The organism is Brevundimonas sp. (assembly GCF_035627475.1).
In the GTDB taxonomy this organism is placed as follows: Bacteria; Pseudomonadota; Alphaproteobacteria; order Caulobacterales; family Caulobacteraceae; genus Brevundimonas.
On record NZ_DASPLR010000022.1, the window covers coordinates 123430 to 143123 of the forward strand.

The window sequence follows — 19694 nt, forward strand, 5'->3', positions numbered from 1 at the left end:
GTCGGCGCCGCCGCGCATGAAAATCCGCCGCACGAACGAAATGGGCCCCGCCGTCGCCGGCGGGGCCCTGCAGGGTCGGAAGCCCGACTTCAGTGCATGCCGCGGCCGACGGGCGCCAGCAGCGCCACCGGCACCTGCACGACCAGCTCGGCGTTGGACGGCGAGTCGCAGTTCTTGCCGTTGTAGATCGTCATCAGATGTTCGCGGCGGCGTTCGGCGATCTCCATGGCGTCGCGGGCCGAGAAATAGTTGCCCACGGCGGCGGGCCAGAAGAACAGGACGGCGCCGACGTTGGCGGCGTTCACGCCCTGGTCGCTCTGACCATCGCGGCGGATTTCATCCAGCTTGACGAACTGCTCACGCAGCTGGGTGCAGGTCATCGCCTGGTCGCCCGGCTGCGTAACGCTGACGCGCTCCGTCGTGGTGCAGGCGCCAAGCGCCACCGTCGCGGCAAGCGCGATTGCGATCTTCTTCATAGGAAATCTCCCCCGCGCCCCTCCGGCGCACGGACGGGATAGCGGAAAAATTCAACCGCCGTCTAGACCACGCCAAATTTTCCCGGTGCGCTAGAACCGCTTCCAGAGGGCGAGGGTCACGCCGCTGGATTGCGGCGTTTCCCGCCCGGCGATCGCCTGTCGCCAGCCGGCCTGCACGCTCCAGTCGCCGAAATTGCGTACGACCGAAGTTTCCACCGACAGCCAGCGAGGGCCTCCCTCGTCCGCCACTCCGCCAAAGGCCTGGTTCAATAGCAGCCAGTCTTCGCCCAGATGAACGCCGTGGGTGAAATCGATGCGGGTCTCGTCTGGCAGGCCCTGCCGCATTCGCCGGGCCGCCTGCAGTTCGATGAAGGTCCGCCGGCGCCCCTGGATCGTCCCGTCGGAGAAGCTGCGGCCGATCGAGGCCCGCACCTCCCAGTCCTGCTCGCCCTCGCCCGGAGGGGCGTAGCCGGCGTTGCGGCCCTCGCCGCCGAGGGCATAGCCCGCGTAGAGACTGACGGCGGTCGTGTCGTTCCTCCACGCCTGCCAGGTGACGCCGACCTCGATCGGCCCCCGGCCCTCGAAGTCGACGAAGGCGTCCTCGCCCGACTGCCAGTCGCCCTTGAACTGTAGCGTCAGCCGCTCGGTCAGGCCGTATTCCGCGAACACGCCAAGCGTCGTGTCCCGCCGCTCCGCCGGCAGGTCGGCCAGGGCGCCGTCGGGGTCGAAGCCTCGGTCGGCCTCCATGTGCTCGAATTTGAGGATGACCTGGGCCTTGCCCTTGGCCTTGGTCCAGGCGCCGGCGGCGGCCGGCGTGGCGAGGGCCGCGACCGCCAGTCCGATCAGCAGCCCCCCGGCGCGGTTCACACGTCGTAGCCCGGCGACCTTCGATCCAGCATTCGCAGCGCCCCCGGCCACGCCAGCGCCGAAACGAACGCTATGCCCTTGCCCTGTTCGCGCGTCTCGGCCTGGGCTGCTTCGGGAGCCATCAGCGCGTGCTCGCGCCCGCCCGACAGAGCGGCGACCTGCTGGGCGCATGCCCGTTCAAGGAAGAACATGCCGATCCATGCCGCAGCCGCCGTCTGACCAACCGCCAGCGTGCCGTGGTTACGCAGCAGCATCAGCGGCTTGTCGCCGAGGTCCGCCACCAGCCGCTCACGCTCGTCATGGTTCAGCGCGAGCCCCTCGTAGCCATGATAGGCCACCTGGTGCTGCAGCAGGCAGGCGTTCTGGCCGAGTGGCAGCAGCCCCTCCTGCTGCGCCGCCACGCCGACGCCGGCGACGGTGTGCAGGTGGATGACGAAATGAGCGTCCTCGCGCGCCGCATGGATCGCCGAATGGATGGTGAAGCCCGCCGGATTGATGAAACTGGTCGTCTCCTGAACGATGTTGCCGTCCAGATCGACCTTCACCAGGCACGAGGCGGTCATCTCCTCGAAGTAGTACCCGTACGGATTGATCAGGAAATGCTTCTCCGGCCCCGGCACACGCGCCGAGATATGGGTGAAGATCATGTCGTCCCAGCCGTGCAACGCCACCAGGCGGTACAGCGCTGCCAGTTCGACACGGGCGTTCCACTCGGCCTCAGAGACGCGCGATTTCAGGGAGGCGGTCGTTCCGTCGGCCATGGTCCGGGTCCTCATGGTTGTGTGCGGCGGCGCACGCTCGCGCCGTGCCGGCCCGCCGTCAAGATTCAGTTTCCGTTAACCCTGCCTTAGCGGCCTGACGCTACGCTTTCATGAGCCGAATCGTCGGCGCGCCGGAGACGCCCTTGACCGTCGCTCAGTTCCGCTCTCCTCCCATGAGCTCGCCGCCCGCCTATCCGGACCTGCTGGCCCTGGCGCGCAGTTCGAGCCCGGACTCGCGCGAGCGGCTTCTACTCGGCGTGGTGGCCCTGTGCGATGCCCGTCCGCCGACCGGCGAACTGTCGCCGGTTCTGGGCGAAATCTTCCTGACGCTGGCACGGCAGGCCGAGCGCGACGTCCGCAAGGTCCTGTCCGAACGGCTGGCCCGGGCCGACTGGGCTCCTCCCGCGCTGATCAACGTTCTGGCCCTAGACGAGATCGAGATCGCGCGCCCCATCCTCGCGGCGAGCCCGATCCTCCAGGACGACGACCTGCTACGCGTCCTGGTCGAGGCCACTCTCGAACATCAGATCGAGATCGCGCGTCGGCCCCAACTCGGCGGCCGGGTCGCTGACGCCATCATCGAACGCGGCGAGCCGGCGACCCTGACCGCCCTCGCCTTCAACCGGACGGCCGAAATCAGCCTCGAGGGCATTCGCCGGCTGGTCGAGCATTCGCGCAGGGTGGCCGCCCTCCGCGGCCCGTTGACCCGTCACCCGCGGTTGACGGCGCAATTGGCCGAACAGATGTACGAATGGGTGGGCGAAGCCCTGCGCCAGTCGATCAGCGCCCGTTTCGAGATCGACGAGCGAAAGCTGGCCCCCGTCATCCAGCAGGCGGTTTACGACGCCCGTTCACAGACCTTGGTCCCGGCGCCCGCCGACGATCCGGATCGGGACGAGATGGAGCGAAGGCTCGTCGCCAAGCTGCAGGCGGCCGGACAACTGCGGGCGGGCTATCTGATACGGGCGGTGCGGGAGCGCCGCCTGGGTCTGTTCGTGCACGCCCTCGCCACCCTCGGTGGTTTCACTATCGCGGAGATTCGCGAGGCGATGGCCGCCAGAAGCCCTGAGGCGCTGTTCTACGCCTGCGCCTCGGTGGGGGTGGACCGCGCGGTCTATCCGGCCCTGCTGACCGAAATCCGCCTGCTCAATGACGGCTTTCCCGGCGACGCGGGCGAGCGGGTCTGGCTGCGCGGCGCTCTCTCGACCACCTCGGCGGCCCGATCCTTCCGGGCGCTGGTGAAGGGTGAAGTGGCGACCGTTTGACTTCGCTTTCCCGCTCGGCTTGCGTAGGCGCGTGACCCAGCCCCCGCTTCGCATCGCCTTCGCCGCTTCGGACCGCCCCGAGGCCATGGCCGCACGCGAGCGGCTGGTGAGCCTGTACGGATCGGCGGATCCGGCGTCGGCGGACGTGATCGTCGCCCTTGGCGGCGACGGCTTCATGCTCGAGACCCTGCACGCCAATCTGCAGCGCCGCACTCCCGTCTTCGGCATGAACCGGGGCTCCGTCGGCTTCCTGATGAACGACTACAATGAAGAGGGCTTGCCGGAACGGCTCGCGACAGCCGGCCGGGCAGTCATTCACCCGCTTGAAATGGAGGCCTGGACAGCGGCGGGAGCCGTACGGAACGGGCTGGCGATCAATGAGGTCTCCCTGCTGCGCCAGACGCGGCAGAGCGCCAAGCTGCGGATCACCGTCGATGACCGCGTCCGGCTGGAGGAGTTATCCTGCGACGGCTGCCTGGTCGCGACGGCCGCCGGATCGACCGCCTACAACCTGTCGGCGCACGGCCCGATCATTCCGCTCGACGCCCGGGTTCTGGCCCTGACGCCGATCAGCGCCTTCCGGCCGCGGCGCTGGCGCGGGGCCCTGCTGCCTCATACGGCCAAGGTCTGTTTCGAGGTGCTCGAGCCCGACAAGCGGCCGGTCAGCGCCACCGCCGACAGCTTCGAGGTGCGGGAAGTCACCCGGGTCGAGGTCCGCGAGCGGCGCGACATCGCCCTCACCATGCTGTTCGACGCCGGCCGGTCGTTCGAGGAACGCGTCCTGGCCGAGCAGTTCGCCTCCTGAAGAACGTGCACCGGTTCTTAAGTGTGTCCCGTCACCATAGGGGCGGTTCGTCTTCAGGAGCTCGCCCGTGAGCAATTCCGCCCAGGTCATCCGCCCGCCCAACACGCTGCGTCTCAAGGTCGGCGGCGCCTTTGGCGGCATCGACGCGAGCGCCATCGCCAAGGCCGAAGAGGCCCTGAAGGCCATGTCCTCCCAGTTCGGCCAATGGCTTCAGGACGAGATCGTCAAGCTGGACAAGGCCCAGGCGGACATCCGCAACCAGGGCTATGACGCCCAGACGGCCGAGGCCCTGTATTTCCGCGCCCACGACCTGAAGGGTCTGGGCGCGACCTACCAATATCCGCTGGTCACCCGCCTCGCCGGGTCGCTGTGCAAGATGATGGACGATCCCGCCAAGCGGATGGCCGCACCGCGGGTGCTGATCGACGCCCATGTCGACGCCATCAAGGCCGTGGTCCGCGACCAGATCCAGACCGACGAGCATCCGATCGGCCGCGCCCTCGCCGAGAGCCTCGAAGCCGGCGTGGCCGACCACCTGGGCTGAAGCAAACGCCAGACCCACCGAAACGCCCGCCCCAAGGCGGGCGTTTCAAATTGCCTCAGGCCGCCGCGCCGATCGCCGCGCGGGCGGGCGCGGGCTCCTGATCCAGTCGTTCCATCAGATAGGCGAGGTCTTCACGCGGCGCGTTTGGCCGCTGGGTCAGGAACCGCTGCAGCATCTGCTGGCGGAACGCGTCGCCGGCGGTGTCCACGCCCTCGGCCTGCAAGGTGCGCCAGGTGTCGACGCCGGCCCTGAACGCCTGGAACAGGCGCGGCGGCAGGCCGGCGCGGTCATAGATCGCCTTCAGCCCCAAGGGGCCGGCGTCGTGAATCATCAGCCACGCGCGCGGATGGGGCGTGCCGGCCAGTTCGGCGAGGCCGTATTCGAATAGCGCCATCTGCCCCCTCGCGAGAGCCCTCAGCAGGAGCGAGCCGGTGAGGGCGCGGCGGGCGTTGAGACCAGCCGTGAAGGCGGCCAGGTCGGCGTGGCCAGACGCCTGATCGACCAGATCGACCGTCGCCCGCTCACGGGCGAAGGCGGCCAGGCGAATGGCCGTCTCGGGGGCCACAGCGTGGCGGGTGACCAGATGCTCGCGCACCGCGTCCGAGGCCAGTTCGACCAGCCGCTCCGTCACCGAAAGCGGCAGCACCTGGCGGTAGGCGATGGCGGCGACGACCTCCGGCGACGCGCCGAAGCGGTCGACGCATCGACCCAGCGCAGCCTCGGCTATGTCGGCGTTGTCGTTGGCGGCCAGCGTCCGGACCGCCTGCTCGCAGCCGAGTTCCGCCACAGCGGTGGCCACGTCGCGCCCGACCGTCGGTCGGCCGGCGACGGCGACCTGACGCAGCGCCGATCCCGCCTGGACGATCTCGATCAGGTCCTCGTCGGTGAAGGCGGGCGAGAAATTGATCAGCGGCAGGGCCACGCTGTCGACGTCGGCGGCCAGTCGACGCGCCACGTCCCGGGGGATCAGGTCGGACGTCTTCAGCGTCACGGCCATCGCCCGCCGCACCAGCTCGGCCGCGTCATGAGCCAGCATCCGCAGTATCTTCTGCGCCGCCTCGCGCTCCTCGCCGGTCAGCTCCGCCTTTTCCATGTTGCGGCACAGCTTGTGCGCGGCCGCGGCGCGCTCGTCCTCGTCCGTCGCCTTGATCAGGCGGCGGATGTCGGTCTCGGTCAGACGGGCGCGGTAGGCGGTCATGGTCGGGCGCTCTGGATCAGGCTTTGCCGCTCAGCTTTGAACGGTCATCCCTAACGGGCCGTTTACCATCGCCGGATTCGCGATCAGACGCCCGAACTGCCTTCCGGAGCGAAGGCGCCGCCGAATCCGCCGCCCTTTCCGTCTCCGTCCTGTCCGAGCAGGAGCGCGAGCAGGCTTTGATCCTGCTTCAGTCGGTCCAGACGGGCGGCCAGCATCTGGTCGCGCTCCGAAAGTGCGGGAGCTGTGGGAACGGAGCCGGCTGTAGCCGCCGGCGCGCCCGCGCCCGCCGTGCGTTGCAGGTTGGCATGCACCTCCGCCACCGTCGCCGGCCGGCCGTCTCGGAAGAAGATCGAACGATTGGCCGACGCCGCTTCCGGAAAGATTGAGGCCGCGCTCATGCCCGGTCTCCGTTCCATGGCGTCCATCAGCTTCGCCGCGCCGGCAGGGCCGAGGAAATGCGCCGCATAAAGATCCCCCGCCCCTGGCTCCCGGCCGGTGCGGCCCCGCAGATAGGCGGCATTCGAGGCTGTCAGCTCCGCCGCCATGGTCGAGGCGGCCTGGGCGTCGAAACGCAGGTCCAGCACGACGTTACGCGCCGAGCCGTCGACCCGCCACCGGCCATCCGAGCCCCGATGGATCAGGTCCGCGTACTGGCCGTAGCCATGCTTGGCTCCATGGGCTTTGACGGTGCCAAGCCAGGTTTGTTCGATGAACTGGAACAGGCCGGCGGCCGAGGATGTCCGCGCCCGGGCCGACGGGTTCAAGGCGCTTTCGCGCCGCGCCGTCTTGAGCAGAAAGTCCGCGTCCACGCCCGTCGCGTTCGAGGCGCGCCGGATGGCCGCCTCGACTCCGCCAGACGATGGAATCGCTCCGATGGTCATGCTCATGAGGCTGCGGGTTCGTGGTTAATCAAATCCTAACGTCGGCGGCGCTGTCCACAGACCCTTAACCTTTGCCGCAGGCGGTACGGGCGTGTCGGTTTCATGGCGACGCTCGCCCAAAACTTGCCCCAAGGGAAGCGCTCAACTTGGCCGTGGGACGCTGCGGGGGCGGCGAACGACAGGGATGGACGGCCATGATGATCAGAACCGCGGGCGGACCCGGACTGGTGAGCCCCTTCGACTACAACGAGCGCAAGACGCCGCGTTTCACCCGAACCACATGGATCGCCGTGGCGGTGGTGGCGGCCGGTCACGTGGGCCTCGGCGCTGCAATGTACTATCAGCGGTTCGAGTTGGCCCCTCCGGTTCAGGACGAGGGCCCGATCACGATCCTCGAGATGGTCAGGCCGATCCCCAAGCCGCCTGAGCCCGTGGTGGCGCCCGAGCGGCCACAACCGCCGAACACCAAGGTCAATGAGTTGCCTGCGAAGCCGGCAACGCCCGACGTCGTGGCGGTGACACAGGGGCAGACGGTCAACCCGGGCACGACGATCACCCTCGATCACGATGTGCCGAAGCCAGTCGAGAATACCCCGCCGGCGGTCGCGACCCCGGAACCCCCGGCCGTGATCACCAGCCCTCGCTGGGTGCGTCAGCCCTCGGCCGAGCAGTTGATGCGGGCCTATCCGGACCGCGCCCTGAGGGCCGAGGTCGGCGGGCTGGTGACGCTGAACTGCCTGGTCCAGCCCAACGGACGCGTCGCCGACTGCAACGTGGCCGGCGAAACGCCGGGGAACTACGGCTTCGGGCGGGCGGCGGAAGGCCTGACGCGGTATTTCCAGATCGCGCCGCGCACCGTCAACGGGGCGGCGGAGGGATCGCGCGTCAATATCGCCATCCGCTTCAACCCTCCGGCGGACTGATCAGGCGAACCTGAGCGGATCGAGGGCGGCGGCGTCAGGCCCGGGCGCCCTGCCCTCGATACCGTCCGCGACGATGGCGGCGACGAGCGGGCCCAGCAGCCAGCCGTTGCGGAACGGCGCGAGCGCAAGGTGCAGGCCCGGCTCCTCGGCGGCGCCGGCCAAGGGAAGGCCGTCCGGCGTCGCCCCCCGAATGCCAACACGCGGCGGCCCGGCCTCGCCTTCGGCGCCGAGCAGGGCCAGGCCGGCCGCGACGCGGGCGGCGGCCTCCTCCATATCCGGCACGATGTCGCGGCGGCCCCGTTCCATGGTGGCGCCCATGACGACACCGCCCGCCGCCGGCACGACATAGAGGCCGGACGTACGCAGGGCGCGCGGCGGCGGGGGGGCGCTGACAGGGCTGAGCTGACCGCGCCACGGCTCGATCGCGCCGACCACGGCCGCGACCCGGTCCGGCAGCCCGGAAATCGGGGCGGCGACGCCGGTGGCGAGCACGACCGAGGCCGCGAACCATGTGCGTCCGTCCGAGCTCTCGACCCGCCACCGGCGAGCGTCGGCGGAAAGGCGCGCCACCGAAGAGCGGATGACGGTCACCCCGGGAGCCCGGGCGAGCGCCTTGAGGCCGGCCGCCACCTCGACACGCCAATCTTCCGGCGAGGTCAGGCCTGCACGTGTCGCTCTGGCCTCGAATCCCATGGCGGCGAGGCGAGCGATGGCCGCCGGGATGTCGGAGCCGCGCCAGTCGACGCCGTCGCGATGCAGGGTCAGGCCGTGGGCCTCGGCGAAGGTCGGCCACAGATCGCGGGCGCGCTTCAGCAAGGCGGCCCGCTCGGGGGTGGAGTCGTCCGAGAGGCACTCCAGCGCCGGCGCCAGCATGCCGGCGGCGGCCGAGCTGGCGTTCGGTCCGCCGGGGTCGATCACGGTCACCGCGTGCCCCCGGCCCGCCAGTTCGGCGGCGGAGCACAGGCCGAGCACGCCGGCGCCGATGACGATCACATCCGGGGAAGAGGTCACGGGCGATCAGATCGACCGCCCGGGGCTCTTTTGCAAGCGCGCTCTCGCTACTCCGCGGCGATGGCGGCGGCGCGGCTCTCCTCGATCCGGGCGGTCAGGGCGGCGTGCTGTTCCCAGAGAGCCTGGGGCAGGCGGTCGCCGAACATGCGGTAGAAGTCCGGGATCAGGGCCGCCTCCTCGGCCCAGATGGCGGCGTCGACGTCCAGCAGGGTCGAAAGGTCGGCATCGGACAGGTTCAGGCCGGACAGGTCGAGCGACTCCGGCGTCGGGACACGACCGACGGGCGTGTCGATCGCTCCGGCCTCACCATCGAGGCGTTCGGCGATCCACTTGAGGACGCGGGCGTTGTCGCCGAACCCGGGCCAGACGAACTTGCCGTCCTCGTTCTTGCGGAACCAGTTGACGAAGTAGAGGCGCGGCAGTTGCCCGGCGTCGGTCCGGTCCTTCATCGACAGCCAGTGGGCGAAATAGTCGCCCATGTTGTAGCCGCAGAACGGCAGCATGGCGAAGGGATCGCGGCGCAGCTCGCCGACCTTGTTCTCGGCCGCGGCGGTGCCTTCCGAGGCCACCGACGAGCCCATGAAGACGCCGTGCTCCCAGTCGAAGGCTTCGGTGACCAGCGGAACGGCCGAGGCGCGGCGGCCGCCGAACAGGATGGCGTCGATCGGCACGCCCCTGGGGTCTTCCCACTCGGGCGCGATGGCCGGGCACTGGCCGGCCGGGGCGGCGAAGCGGGCGTTCGGATGGGCGGCGGGCTCGCCCGAGGCGGGATCGTGCGGCTGGCCCTTCCAGTTGGTCAGACCTTCGGGCGCTTCCTTCGTCAGACCTTCCCACCAGACGTCGCCATCGGCGGTCAGGGCCGTGTTGGTGAAGACGGTGTTGGTGGCGAGCGTGGCGAGGGCGTTGCCGTTGGTGTTGCGGCTGGTGCCCGGGGCGACGCCGAAGAAGCCGGCTTCCGGGTTGACGGCGTAGAGGCGGCCGTCGTCTCCGAGGCGCATCCAGGCGATGTCGTCGCCGATGGTCTCGGCCTTCCAGCCAGGCAGGCTGGGTTGAAGCATGGCCAGGTTGGTCTTGCCGCAGGCCGAGGGGAAGGCCGCGGCGACGTATTTGGCGCGGCCCTTCGGATCGGTCAGCTTGAGGATCAGCATGTGCTCGGCCAGCCAGCCCTCGTCGCGGGCCATGACCGAGGCGATGCGCAGGGCGTAGCATTTCTTGCCCAGCAGGGCGTTGCCGCCGTAGCCAGAGCCGTAGGACCAGATCTCGCGCGTCTCGGGGAAATGGACGATCCACTTCTCCTCATTACAGGGCCACGGCACGTCGGCCTGGCCCTCGGCCAGGGGCGCGCCCAGGGTGTGGACGGCGGGCACGAAGACGCCGTCGGAGCCGAGCACATCCAGCGCCGGCTTGCCCATGCGGGTCATGATTCCCATCGACACGGCGACGTAGCCGCTGTCGGTGATCTCGACGCCAAGGGCGCTGATCTTCGAGCCGAGCGGGCCCATCGAGAAGGGCACGACATACATGGTGCGGCCGGCCATGCAGCCGTCGAACAGGTTGTCCAGGCGGGTCCGCATCTCCACCGGATCGGCCCAGTTGTTGGTCGGTCCGGCGTCGGCCTCGTCGGCCGGGCAGATGAAGGTCCGGCTCTCGACGCGGGCCACGTCCCTGGGGTCCGAGGCTGCGTAGTAGCAGCCGGGGCGCTTCGTCTGATCCAGTTCCTTGAGCGTGCCCTTGCCGATCAGGTCCGCGACGATAGCCGACCTCTCGGCCTCGGATCCGTCGCACCAGTGGACGCGCGCCGGCTTCGTCAGGGCGGCGATCTGCTCGACCCAGGCGACGAGGCCTGCGTGATCGGTCGGGGCCGGATGAAGGCCGGGGATGGCGGATGCGGTCACGCGAACTCTCCTGAACGTCTGCCCGGCGATCTGACGCCGCCGTGGCGCTCCCATGCGTGGATCACGCAATGTTTCAGCCGAGATGGCATTGAAGGCGACGCAAGGTCAACCGCTGCAAGTTTCAACCTCTTGCGAGCGGCGCCCGACCTCCGGGCTGCATAATTCCGGTCGCGGCGGACGGCGGGGCGGGGTATCGGAGCCGCCATGCAGACCATGGACGCGATCAGCGCGACTCCCGCGGGCGCCCTCGCCTCCCCCGCGGCGGCCCGGAACGCGGGGCCGATTCTGGAGGTGCTGAAGGCGCATCTGCCGGCGCGCGGCGCGGTGCTGGAGATCGCGGCCGGCTCGGGCGAGCACGCCGTGGCTTTCGCGGCCGCCCTGCCGGGGCTCGAGTGGACGCCGAGCGATCCGTCGGCGGAGGCGCGGGCGAGCATCGTGGTGTGGGCGGAGGCGGCGGGGCTGCCCAACCTGCGCTCGCCGGCGGCGCTGGACGTCACGGAGGAAGCCAGCTGGCCGGAGGGGCCTTTCAATGCGGTGGTCTGCATCAACATGATCCACATCAGCCCGTGGGCGGCGACCGAGGGGCTGATGCGGCTGGCCCGGCGGGTGCTGCCGGTCGGAGGGCTGCTGGCGACCTATGGGCCATATCGCGAGGCTGGCGTCCCGCTGGCGCCCTCGAACGCGGCCTTCGACGAGAGCCTCAAGGCGCGCGATCCGGCCTGGGGGCTGCGCGACCGGGACGCGGTGGCGGCGGCGGCGAAGGCCGAGGGGCTGGCGCTGACGCGGCGGGTCGAGATGCCGGCCAACAACCTGATGCTGCTGTTCCGGCGCGTCGCATGAGCCTGTCCCGGACCTACAACGGCGACGAACCCGTCCGGCTGAACAAGTTCATGGGCCAGTCGGGCATCTGCTCGCGGCGGGAGGCCGACGCCCTGATCGCGGAGGGGCTGGTCTCGGTCGACGGCGAGGTGGTCACCGACGCGGGGCGCAAGCTCCAGCCGGGGCAGACGCTGACCCTCAACGAGCGGGCGACGGCGGCCCTGGCGGAGGGCGTCACCATCGTGATGCACAAGCCGATGGGCTTCGTCTCGGGCCAGCCGGAGCCAGGCAAAATCCCGGCGGTGCGGCTGCTGACCGAGGCCAATCGCGTCGGCGAGGGCGCCGTCCCGTCGGCGGACGCCTCCCTGCCCCCGATCGGGCGGCTGGACGAGGATTCGCGCGGCCTGCTGCTGCTGTCGTCGGACGGGGTGGTGGCCAAGGCGGTGATCGGGCCGGAGTCGGACCTCGACAAGGAGTATCTGGTCCGGGTGACCGGCGACGTCACCGAGAAGAAGCTGAAGATCCTGCGCCACGGCCTGATGCTGGACGGCCGCCAATTGCGCCCGGCCTATGTCAGCCGGATGGAGTCCTTCCGGCTCAAATTCATCCTGCGCGAGGGCCGCAACCGGCAGATCCGGCGGATGTGCGAAATGGTCGATCTGGAGGTCGTCGACCTGATCCGGGTGCGCATCGGGCCGCTGAAGCTGGACAATCTGCCGGAGGGGAAGTGGCGGCTGCTGACGGCGGAGGAGCGGGCGGCGCTGGTCGGGGGCGCCGACTCAAAAAATTGAGGGGGCAGAGTCGGCAGAGTCGGCAGGGCTGGCTCGAAAATCGGGGGGCAGAGTCGGCAGAGTCGGCAGGAGCCCCTTCGGCGGACGTGAGATTCGAATGTCAAAGACCAGACGGCGCACCGTAGCAGGCCGGTGCGTCAGAATCGGTCGTATGGGCAATCCATGCCGTCAGGCGGGCACATAGGTCAGCCGGATCGCCTCCCCGCCGATCCGGTCATGGGCGACGAGGCGCAGCGGCGGCGTCGGGCCGGGGAAGAACGGAGCGCCCTGCCCCAGCACGACCGGGTGGACGTACAGACGATACTCGTCGATCAGGCCGGCTTCGGTCAGGCCCTGGGCCAGGGCCGGGCCGCCGACGTGGATTTCGCCGTCCAGGTCAGCCTTCAGCCGGCGGATCATGCCCTCCATATCGCTCGAGACCAGGGCGGCGTTGGGACCGACCTCGGTCAGGGAGCGCGACACCACCCATTTGCGTTCGGCCCGCCACGCCGCCGCGAACTCGCGCAGATCGGAGGTCCAGTCGGGGTCGTCCTCCTCCCAGTAGCGCATGATCTCGTACAGGCGGCGGCCGTAGACGCTGCCGGTCGCGCCGCGCACCTGCTCGATCCAGTGACGAAAGAGCACCGGATCGGGCGCGAACCTGTCGTGGTCGACGTAGCCGTCGAGCGAGACGTTCATTGCGAAGACGAGCCGGGCCATGCCGCAAACCTCCAGTCCAGGGACGTCAGGCGACCCGACCCGCGGCCAGTTCCGGACGCGCCGCCTCCGCCGCCCTGAACGGCTTCATCTGATCCGCGAGCGCCCGCTTGAAGGCCGGGCGGGCCTCGGCGCGGGCGACATAGTCGGCGAGCGCCGGAAAGTCGGCGAGGATGGCCGTGTGGCGCAGGTCGCGCAGCACATGGGTCATCAGGATGTCGGCGGCGCTGAAGCGGTCGCCGGCGAACCAGTTGCGGTCGCCCAGCGCCGTCTGCAGATCGGCGAGCCGCTTGCGCAGAAACGCCTCGACCTCTGGCCGGCGCTGCTTCGCCCATTCCTTGTCAGCGTTGAACAGGTCGATGGTCGCCAGTTCGGCGACGAAGGGCTCGACGCTGTTCATGGCCGCGAACAGCCAGGTCATGACCATGGCGCGGCCGGCGTCATCGGCCGGCATCAGGGCGTCGGAGTTCTGGGCGATCCACAAAACGATGGCGCCGCTTTCGAACATCTCCACTTCGCCGTCGCGATAGGCCGGCACCTGGCCGAACGGCTGCAGGGCGCGGTATTCGGGCGTCGCCTGGTCCTCGAACCCGATCAGGCGGTCGTCGTAGCCGAGACCGGCTTCTTCGAGAGCCCAGCGGACGCGGATGTCGCGGACGGAGCCCTGGGCGAAGGGCGGCACCCATTTGAAGGCGGTGACCTGAATCATCGGCAGTCTCCTGATCGCGGCTTTCGGGCGCCGTCCGCGGCCCTGTCGTTGACGAAAAGGTTGATATCAACGTATCACAGGGCATGTCAAACGTCCCGGCCGCGTTCGCCGCCACCATGCACATCCGCGATCACTGCCTGTGCCTGCACGCCCAGCGGGCGGCGCGGGCGCTGTCGCGGCGGTTCGACGTGGCGTTCCGGCCGCTGGGGATCACCAGCGGCCAGTTCTCGCTGCTCAACGCCCTGAACCGGCCGAAGCCGCCGACCATCGGCGCCGTCGCCGAGGTGCTGGCCATGGACCGGACCACCGTGACGGCCAATCTGAAGCCGCTGGAGCGGATGGGCGCGGTGACGGTGTCGGTGGACCCGGAGGACCGGCGCGGCCGCCGCGCCGCCCTCACCGACGCCGGACGGGCCCTGCTGGCGCGGGCGACGCCGGTGTGGATCGAGGAGCACGCCCGCGTCGAGGCGGGCCTGGACAGCGCCGCCGACGCGCTGCGGGCGGGGCTGCGCAGCATCGCCTAGACTCACGCCCGCCCTCACCCGTGCGGCGGCCCGAGATCGCGCATGTCAGCGTCGGCATTGCCGCCGAAGCGGGGGTCGAGGCGTTCGGCCCAGCTCAGCGGCCAGGCCTCGGTGACCGGCCCGTCGCCGCGCGCGTCCCACTCCAGATAGACCACCCAGACTTCGCCCTCGACCGGCAAGGGGAGGACTCGGGGGCATTCGGTCCGCTCCTCGTGCCACAGCCGCAGCCGCCCGCCCTGCGGATAGCCGTCGACGACCCGGTCAACGCGGAATTCAGCGGTGAAGGCGCGGTTGGGCCGCTCGGCAGCCTGCGACTCCACGGCCACGACCGTGGCCGTGGCGACGGTGATCCAGCGCCCTTCCGTCATCCGCTCGCCCGGCCCGGCGATCGGCCGCATGCAGGCATGAGCGGCGGGGGCGGCGAGCGACAAGGCAATGGCGACGAGCAAGGGGCGGAACATGGCGAGGTCTCCCGGGCCCAGGAGACCACGACCGCGGCGCCGGCGCAGCCCCTCCGGCGCCGATCATCAGACAACGTCAGTGCATGGCCACCATCCACACGGCCATGGCGATCATCATCAGGTTCTCGGTCAGGGAAACGAAGCCGAGCGGCACATTCGACGAGCCGCCGACGCAGGCGCATTTCAGTTCGCGTTTGTCGACGTAGACGGCCTTGAACACCGACACCGCGCCGACGCCGCCGATGAACAGGGCCACCGGGGCCGACAGCCAGGTCAGGGCCCCGGCCAGCATCAGCACGCCCGCGCCCAGTTCGGCGAAGGGGTAGATGTAGCCATAGGCCGGCCAGCGCCGGGCCAGCAGGTCGTAGTTGAGGAACATGGTCGAGAATTTCTCGACGTCCTGCAGCTTCAGCATCGCCAGCAGACACATGGCCACGGCGATGAAATTGGGCAGGACCATGGTGGTGATCGCGCCCATCGCCAGCCAGTCGATGGCCAAGGCGATCAGGGCGGCGACGGCGAACACGGCCAGCACCGGGGTGTAGCTGGTCGAGCCGGGCTCGGGGACCTTCTCGCCGAAGAAGCGGCGCAGGTCGTCGTGGCCGCCGATGCGGACGCCGTCGATGAAGGTCTGGGGCGTGGTCCTGACGCCGTGCAGGGCCTTGAAGGCGTCGGTCTCCTCGCGGGTCTTCAGGTGATGGTCCTGGACGACATAGCCCTTGCGGCGCAGCAGCCACAGCGACTTGCGGCCATAGGGGCAGACGTGGTCGGGCATGACCATGCGGTGCAGAACGGCGGTCTTTTGAGGTGCGGACATTGGGGGCTTTCTCCTGTTGCCGATAACGGTCCGCGCCCCATGTAGGGTCCGTAGCATGGTACGGAGTCAAGAGATGGTCGGGATGACGATCGCACGGCTGGCGGCGGCGGGCGGCGTGGGCGTGGAGACGGTGCGCTACTACCAGCGGCGCGGGCTGCTGGAGACGCCGACGCGGCCCGAGGGATCGGGGCTGGGCGGCGGGGTGCGGCGCTACGGGGCGGAGGACGTGCGGCGGCTGAAATTCATCCGCTCGGCCCAGGCGGCGGGGTTCACCCTCGAGCAGATCGGCGAACTGCTGGCGCTGGACGCGGGCGAGGACCGGTCGCGGGCCCTCGCGCTGGCCGAGGGGCGGCTGGTCGAGCTGGACGCGCGGATCGCCGAGCTGGAGACGGCCCGGGCGGCGCTGCGGCGGCTGGCGGGGGCGTGCGCGGGGGGCGGGAAAGGCCCGTGCCCGATCCTGGAGGCGTTCGAGGGGTGAGCCCTTCTCCCCTTGCGTGAGAAGGACGGGCTAGGCGATGTCGCCGATGTCCACGCCCATCCGTTCGGCGGTCAGTTCGCGCGCCCTTCGCCGGGCCGGACGGGCGAAGGCGCGAGCGTAGAAGGCGCGGACGTTGGGATAGCCGTCCATCAGATCGGTCTCGCGAATCTCGCGCAGAATGTCCGCCAGGGTGATGTCGGCGATGGTGAAATCGTCACCCGTGATCCAGTCACGCCCCTCCAGCTGGCGCTCGAGACCGGCCAGCCAGCGCGTGGCGATGCCGACGAGGAACTCGCGCGCCGCGGGGTCCTTGCCCATGAAGCCGGCGTCGACCATGGCGATCATCGACAGCGGCGGCGCGACGGTGGCGACGGCCGCGAAACACCACTGGATCACCCTGAGGCGGCCGGCCTCGTCGGCGGGCATCAGACGGCCCGACTTTTCGGCCAGATGGATCAGGATGGCGCAGGACTCGGCGATGACCAGACCATCGTCCTCCAGCACCGGGATCTGGTTGAACGGGCTGATCGCGGAGAACCCGGGGCTCTCGGCCTCGCCGCCGAGATAGTCGAGGGCCTTGACCTCGTACGGCAGCCCCATCTCCTCCAGGGCCCACTGGATGCGGATGTCCTTGGTCTCGCCGATCCCGCCGGGGAACATGTTGGCGAAGGCGTGGAGGGTGATCATGAGGCGTCTCCGGCGCTAGTCGATCGCCGTGCGGTCGGCGCCCAGCCGTTCGGCGTACAGGTCGAGGGTGCGCCGCCACGCCGGTCGGGCCATGGCGCGATCGTAGAAGGCCTTCACGTTGGGATAGCCGTCCATCAGCTCGGTGTGGCGCAGCTGGCGCAGGACCGCGGCGAGCAGCAGGTCGGCGATGGTGAAGTCGTCGGTGGCGATCCAGTCGCGGCCCTCGAGCTTGCGGTTCACCCCGCCGAGCACGCGGTGGGTCCAGCCGGTCAGGAAGTCACGTACGTCCCCCGGTTCGCCCATGGCCCCCATGTCCATCAGCTTGAGCGGCTGGATCGGGCCTTCGACGGTGGACAGGGCGGCGAGGGTCCACTGGATGACGTGGGCGCGGTCCTCGGCGTCGGCGGGGATCAGCTGGCCGGATGTCTCCGCCAGATGGATCAGGATGGCGCCGGTCTCGGACAGCGTCAGATCGCCGTCGGTCAGGACGGGAATCTGGTTGAACGGGCTGATGGCCGAGAACTCGGGACCGGTGGTCTCGCCGCCGGTGTGGTCCCAGCCGCGCACCGTGTAGGGCAGCCCCATCTCCTCCAGCGCCCACTGGACGCGCAGGTCGCGGGTCTCGCCATGGACGAAGGGATGGACGCGGCCGAAGGCGTGGAGGGTGATCATGGGGGCAGCCTATTCCCTTCAACCGCCGAGTGAGAAGACCTCCTTGTCATCCCGGCCGGAGCGAAGCGGAGAGCCGGGACGGGAGGTGAACGCACAAGTCCCTCCCGGACGGCCCGTCAGGGTCGATCCGGGAGACCGCCGGACGCAAGCAGGTCGCCATACAGGTCGGCCCAACGAGGATTGCACTCCTCGATCAGCGCAAATTTCCACGGCCGGAGCCAGCGCTTGATGCGCTTTTCGCGCAGGATCGCCTGATCGACGTACAGGTGCGGTTCGTACCAGACCAACTGGTCGGTTCCACGTTCGCGGCTGTAGCCGTCGATCTGCCCATGCTTGTGCTCGTCTATGCGCCGGATGAGGTCGTTGGTCATGCCGACGTAGAGCCAGCCGCAGGGTCCGCTGGCGACGATGTAGACCCAGTAGTGGTGGTCGCGCATGGCGATCCCTCCAGCCCCTCGTTCTGGAACATACCGGGAACGTCTATTCTTGTCATCCCCGACGACACGAAGCGGAGATCGGGGACGGTGACGCGACGAACATTTCCTCCCGGACAGCCCGCCGGGCTGAGCCGGGAGGCGGCCTGCCGGTGCCGGGACGATGAAGTCTAAGGCCGCAGGGGCGCTCGGCCCGTGTCCCGGATAACCGCTACGCGCTTTCCGGGAGGAAGCGATTTGGGCCCGCCCCGTCCCGGCTCTTCGCTTCGCTTCGGCCGGGATGACAATGCGGGCCGTCTACTTAGAGTGGGGAAGATGCGGCCCCACCTTCTTCTCCAGCAAGGCCACCAGCTCGGGCTGCATGCGTCGGGGATATCGAGGCTGACGACGCGCTTGCCCTTCAGGTGTTTGCCGAAACGGCGCTGGAGTTTGGCGCGGTGGGCGCGCTCCATGACGAAGATCAGGTCGGCCTGGTCGAGGTGGTCGGGCGTGACCGGCTCCTCCGCATCGGGCGCCAGGCCGGCGGATGCGGTCTCGACGCCGGGGCGCGAGGCGAAGACCCGCTCGGCCGTGGGGGAGCGGAGGCGGTTGCGGGCGCAGAGGAAGAGGAGGTGGGTCAGCCGGATCCTACAGCGGAATATTATCGTGCTTCTTCCACGGGTTCTCGGCCTGCTTGTTCTTCAGCGTCCGTAGCGCCCGGATCAGGCGGCGGCGGGTGCCGTGGGGCATGATCACGTCGTCGATGTAGCCCAGCCCGGCGGCCACGAACGGGTTGGCGAAGCGGGCCTTGTATTCGGCCTCGCGGGCGGCGAGGGCTTCCGGGTCGCCGGCCTCCTTGCGGAAGATGATCTCGACCGCGCCCTTGGCCCCCATGACGGCGATCTCGGCGGAGGGCCAGGCGTAGTTGACGTCGCCGCGCAGGTGTTTGGAGCTCATCACGTCATAGGCGCCGCCGTAGGCCTTGCGGGTGATGACGGTTAGCTTGGGCACGGTGGCCTCGGCATAGGCGAACAGCAGCTTGGCGCCGTGCTTGATCAGGCCGCCGTACTCCTGACGGGTGCCGGGCATGAAGCCGGGCACGTCGACGAAGGTGACCAGCGGGATGTCGAAGGCGTCGCAGAAGCGCACGAAGCGGGCGGCCTTGCGGCTGGAGTCGATGTCGAGGACGCCGGCGAGGACCTGGGGCTGGTTGGCGACGACGCCGACGGTCTGGCCGTCGAGGCGGCCGAAGCCGGTGACGATATTCTTCGCGAAGTCGGGGCCGATCTCGAAGAATTCGGCCTCGTCGACCGTCTTCAGGATCAGCTCCTTGATGTCGTAGGGCTGGTTCGGATTGGCCGGGACCAGGGTGTCGAGGCTGGGCTCATCGCGCTCGGGGTCGTCGTAGGAGTCGCGGACCGGCGGCTTCTCGCGGTTCGACAGGGGCAGGAAGCCGATCAGGCGGCGGACCTCGCTGAGGGCCTCCAGATCGTTCTCGAAGGCGCCGTCGGCGACTCCTGACTTGCCGGCGTGGACCCGGGCGCCGCCGAGGTCCTCGTGGGTGACCACCTCGTTGGTGACGGTCTTCACCACGTCGGGGCCGGTGACGTACATGTAGGAGGTGTCCTTCACCATGAAGATGAAGTCGGTCATGGCGGGGGAGTAGACGTCGCCCCCGGCGCAGGGTCCCATGATTACGCTGATCTGCGGGATGACGCCGGAGGCGAGCACGTTCCTCTGGAAGACTTCGGCATAGCCGGCGAGGCTGGCGACGCCTTCCTGGATGCGGGCGCCTCCGCTGTCGTTGAGGCCGATGAGCGGTGCGCCGACCTTCATCGCCATGTCCATGACCTTGCAGATCTTCTGCGCGTGGCGCTCGGACAGCGAGCCGCCGAACACGGTGAAATCCTGCGCGAAGACGTAGACGAGGCGGCCGTTGATCGTCCCGGATCCGGTGACGACGCCGTCTCCGGGGATGCGCTGCGCCTCCATTCCGAAGTC

At 69.4% G+C, this 19694-nt stretch carries 23 protein-coding genes; 8 read left to right on the forward strand and 15 right to left on the reverse strand.

The features are described 5' to 3' along the window. Positions 1–89 precede the first annotated feature (89 nt). The 3 genes from VEA62_RS05815 to VEA62_RS05825 all read right to left on the reverse strand — a co-directional run bounded on the left by VEA62_RS05815 (position 90) and on the right by VEA62_RS05825 (position 2104). Positions 90–476 carry a hypothetical protein gene (locus VEA62_RS05815; RefSeq protein WP_324819545.1) on the reverse strand — a complete coding sequence of 129 codons (387 nt, stop codon included), beginning with the start codon at positions 474–476 and terminating at the stop codon, positions 90–92. 90 nt (positions 477–566) lie between these two features. Continuing rightward, a complete protein-coding gene (locus VEA62_RS05820) occupies positions 567–1343 on the reverse strand; it encodes a hypothetical protein (RefSeq protein WP_324819547.1) in 777 nt (258 codons plus the stop codon). After that, complete coding sequence (locus VEA62_RS05825; protein ID WP_324819549.1) at positions 1340–2104, reverse strand: class II aldolase/adducin family protein; 765 nt, start codon at positions 2102–2104, stop codon at positions 1340–1342. Before VEA62_RS05825 ends, VEA62_RS05820 begins: the two co-directional genes overlap by 4 nt. A 173-nt stretch (positions 2105–2277) precedes the next feature. On the opposite strand from VEA62_RS05825, the gene VEA62_RS05830 reads away from it, so the two are divergent. The 3 genes from VEA62_RS05830 (at position 2278) to VEA62_RS05840 (ending at position 4718) form a co-directional block, all read left to right on the forward strand. Continuing rightward, a complete protein-coding gene (locus tag VEA62_RS05830; protein ID WP_324819551.1) occupies positions 2278–3369 on the forward strand; it encodes a DUF2336 domain-containing protein in 1092 nt (363 codons plus the stop codon). A gap of 31 nt (positions 3370–3400) precedes the next feature. Beyond that, a complete protein-coding gene (locus VEA62_RS05835; protein ID WP_324819553.1) occupies positions 3401–4174 on the forward strand; it encodes an NAD kinase in 774 nt (257 codons plus the stop codon). Between the two features lie 67 nt (positions 4175–4241). Further along, on the forward strand, positions 4242–4718 hold the full coding sequence (locus VEA62_RS05840) for an Hpt domain-containing protein (RefSeq protein ID WP_324819555.1): 477 nt from the start codon (positions 4242–4244) through the stop codon (positions 4716–4718). Positions 4719–4773: 55 nt separating this feature from the next. Here the strand turns inward: VEA62_RS05840 and VEA62_RS05845 are convergent, their stop codons facing one another. Both VEA62_RS05845 and VEA62_RS05850 read right to left on the reverse strand, forming a co-directional pair. Further along, positions 4774–5916, reverse strand: coding sequence for a DUF2336 domain-containing protein (locus tag VEA62_RS05845; RefSeq protein ID WP_324819558.1), 1143 nt, complete (start codon positions 5914–5916; stop codon positions 4774–4776). A gap of 83 nt (positions 5917–5999) precedes the next feature. Further along, positions 6000–6803, reverse strand: a complete 804-nt coding sequence (locus VEA62_RS05850; protein WP_324819560.1) for a transglycosylase SLT domain-containing protein — start codon at positions 6801–6803, stop codon at positions 6000–6002. A 188-nt stretch (positions 6804–6991) separates the two neighbouring features. On the opposite strand from VEA62_RS05850, the gene VEA62_RS05855 reads away from it, so the two are divergent. Next, positions 6992–7720: a TonB family protein gene (locus VEA62_RS05855; protein ID WP_324819562.1), complete on the forward strand. Its 729-nt coding sequence runs from the start codon at positions 6992–6994 to the stop codon at positions 7718–7720. On the opposite strand, the gene VEA62_RS05860 is transcribed toward VEA62_RS05855, so the two are convergent. Together VEA62_RS05860 and VEA62_RS05865 are read right to left on the reverse strand one after the other, a co-directional pair. Beyond that, positions 7721–8731, reverse strand: coding sequence for an FAD-dependent oxidoreductase (locus VEA62_RS05860; RefSeq protein WP_324819564.1), 1011 nt, complete (start codon positions 8729–8731; stop codon positions 7721–7723). 47 nt (positions 8732–8778) lie between these two features. Beyond that, positions 8779–10626 carry a phosphoenolpyruvate carboxykinase (GTP) gene (locus VEA62_RS05865; RefSeq protein WP_324819566.1) on the reverse strand — a complete coding sequence of 616 codons (1848 nt, stop codon included), beginning with the start codon at positions 10624–10626 and terminating at the stop codon, positions 8779–8781. Between the two features lie 204 nt (positions 10627–10830). Here VEA62_RS05865 and VEA62_RS05870 point away from each other — a divergent pair, with 204 nt between their 5' ends. Together VEA62_RS05870 and VEA62_RS05875 are read left to right on the forward strand one after the other, a co-directional pair. Next, entirely contained in the window at positions 10831–11466 is a 636-nt protein-coding gene (locus VEA62_RS05870; protein WP_324819568.1) for a DUF938 domain-containing protein, read from the forward strand. Next, positions 11463–12236, forward strand: coding sequence for a pseudouridine synthase (locus VEA62_RS05875; RefSeq protein WP_324819570.1), 774 nt, complete (start codon positions 11463–11465; stop codon positions 12234–12236). Before VEA62_RS05870 ends, VEA62_RS05875 begins: the two co-directional genes overlap by 4 nt. Positions 12237–12404: 168 nt before the next feature. Here the strand turns inward: VEA62_RS05875 and VEA62_RS05880 are convergent, their stop codons facing one another. Then, positions 12405–12935, reverse strand: a complete 531-nt coding sequence (locus tag VEA62_RS05880) for a dihydrofolate reductase family protein (RefSeq protein WP_324819572.1) — start codon at positions 12933–12935, stop codon at positions 12405–12407. A gap of 25 nt (positions 12936–12960) precedes the next feature. Next, a complete protein-coding gene (locus VEA62_RS05885; RefSeq protein WP_324819574.1) occupies positions 12961–13641 on the reverse strand; it encodes a glutathione S-transferase family protein in 681 nt (226 codons plus the stop codon). 83 nt (positions 13642–13724) lie between these two features. On the opposite strand from VEA62_RS05885, the gene VEA62_RS05890 reads away from it, so the two are divergent. Then, positions 13725–14165 carry a MarR family winged helix-turn-helix transcriptional regulator gene (locus tag VEA62_RS05890; RefSeq protein ID WP_324819576.1) on the forward strand — a complete coding sequence of 147 codons (441 nt, stop codon included), beginning with the start codon at positions 13725–13727 and terminating at the stop codon, positions 14163–14165. 14 nt (positions 14166–14179) lie between these two features. On the opposite strand, the gene VEA62_RS05895 is transcribed toward VEA62_RS05890, so the two are convergent. Together VEA62_RS05895 and VEA62_RS05900 are read right to left on the reverse strand one after the other, a co-directional pair. After that, positions 14180–14626: a hypothetical protein gene (locus VEA62_RS05895; protein ID WP_324819577.1), complete on the reverse strand. Its 447-nt coding sequence runs from the start codon at positions 14624–14626 to the stop codon at positions 14180–14182. A gap of 76 nt (positions 14627–14702) precedes the next feature. After that, the gene (locus VEA62_RS05900; RefSeq protein WP_324819578.1) at positions 14703–15443 is read right to left on the reverse strand and encodes a glutaredoxin; all 741 of its coding nucleotides are present in this window, start codon (positions 15441–15443) and stop codon (positions 14703–14705) included. An 82-nt stretch (positions 15444–15525) separates the two neighbouring features. Between VEA62_RS05900 and VEA62_RS05905 the strand changes: the two genes are divergently transcribed. Continuing rightward, the gene (locus VEA62_RS05905; protein ID WP_324819579.1) at positions 15526–15921 is read left to right on the forward strand and encodes a MerR family DNA-binding protein; all 396 of its coding nucleotides are present in this window, start codon (positions 15526–15528) and stop codon (positions 15919–15921) included. A gap of 30 nt (positions 15922–15951) precedes the next feature. On the opposite strand, the gene VEA62_RS05910 is transcribed toward VEA62_RS05905, so the two are convergent. The 4 genes from VEA62_RS05910 to VEA62_RS05925 all read right to left on the reverse strand — a co-directional run. Beyond that, positions 15952–16608, reverse strand: coding sequence for a glutathione S-transferase family protein (locus tag VEA62_RS05910; protein WP_324819580.1), 657 nt, complete (start codon positions 16606–16608; stop codon positions 15952–15954). A 15-nt stretch (positions 16609–16623) separates the two neighbouring features. Continuing rightward, the gene (locus VEA62_RS05915; protein ID WP_324819582.1) at positions 16624–17280 is read right to left on the reverse strand and encodes a glutathione S-transferase family protein; all 657 of its coding nucleotides are present in this window, start codon (positions 17278–17280) and stop codon (positions 16624–16626) included. Positions 17281–17396: 116 nt separating this feature from the next. Then, a complete protein-coding gene (locus VEA62_RS05920; protein ID WP_324819584.1) occupies positions 17397–17717 on the reverse strand; it encodes a GIY-YIG nuclease family protein in 321 nt (106 codons plus the stop codon). Between the two features lie 624 nt (positions 17718–18341). Then, a partial coding sequence (locus tag VEA62_RS05925; RefSeq protein WP_324819586.1) for an acyl-CoA carboxylase subunit beta occupies positions 18342–19694 on the reverse strand: 1353 nt, incomplete at its 5' end.

Bases quoted from the DNA above. Each gene is read 5' to 3' on its own strand.
- VEA62_RS05815 (WP_324819545.1), bottom strand. From the start codon at position 476: ATGAAGAAGATCGCAATCGCGCTTGCCGCGACGGTGGCGCTTGGCGCC.
- VEA62_RS05825 (WP_324819549.1), bottom strand. From the start codon at position 2,104: ATGGCCGACGGAACGACCGCCTCCCTGAAATCGCGCGTCTCTGAGGCC.
- VEA62_RS05830 (WP_324819551.1), top strand. From the start codon at position 2,278: ATGAGCTCGCCGCCCGCCTATCCGGACCTGCTGGCCCTGGCGCGCAGT.
- VEA62_RS05845 (WP_324819558.1), bottom strand. From the start codon at position 5,916: ATGACCGCCTACCGCGCCCGTCTGACCGAGACCGACATCCGCCGCCTG.
- VEA62_RS05850 (WP_324819560.1), bottom strand. From the start codon at position 6,803: ATGAGCATGACCATCGGAGCGATTCCATCGTCTGGCGGAGTCGAGGCG.
- VEA62_RS05855 (WP_324819562.1), top strand. From the start codon at position 6,992: ATGATGATCAGAACCGCGGGCGGACCCGGACTGGTGAGCCCCTTCGAC.
- VEA62_RS05870 (WP_324819568.1), top strand. From the start codon at position 10,831: ATGCAGACCATGGACGCGATCAGCGCGACTCCCGCGGGCGCCCTCGCC.
- VEA62_RS05875 (WP_324819570.1), top strand. From the start codon at position 11,463: ATGAGCCTGTCCCGGACCTACAACGGCGACGAACCCGTCCGGCTGAAC.
- VEA62_RS05880 (WP_324819572.1), bottom strand. From the start codon at position 12,935: ATGGCCCGGCTCGTCTTCGCAATGAACGTCTCGCTCGACGGCTACGTC.
- VEA62_RS05885 (WP_324819574.1), bottom strand. From the start codon at position 13,641: ATGATTCAGGTCACCGCCTTCAAATGGGTGCCGCCCTTCGCCCAGGGC.
- VEA62_RS05890 (WP_324819576.1), top strand. From the start codon at position 13,725: ATGTCAAACGTCCCGGCCGCGTTCGCCGCCACCATGCACATCCGCGAT.
- VEA62_RS05895 (WP_324819577.1), bottom strand. From the start codon at position 14,626: ATGTTCCGCCCCTTGCTCGTCGCCATTGCCTTGTCGCTCGCCGCCCCC.
- VEA62_RS05900 (WP_324819578.1), bottom strand. From the start codon at position 15,443: ATGTCCGCACCTCAAAAGACCGCCGTTCTGCACCGCATGGTCATGCCC.
- VEA62_RS05905 (WP_324819579.1), top strand. From the start codon at position 15,526: ATGACGATCGCACGGCTGGCGGCGGCGGGCGGCGTGGGCGTGGAGACG.
- VEA62_RS05910 (WP_324819580.1), bottom strand. From the start codon at position 16,608: ATGATCACCCTCCACGCCTTCGCCAACATGTTCCCCGGCGGGATCGGC.
- VEA62_RS05915 (WP_324819582.1), bottom strand. From the start codon at position 17,280: ATGATCACCCTCCACGCCTTCGGCCGCGTCCATCCCTTCGTCCATGGC.
- VEA62_RS05920 (WP_324819584.1), bottom strand. From the start codon at position 17,717: ATGCGCGACCACCACTACTGGGTCTACATCGTCGCCAGCGGACCCTGC.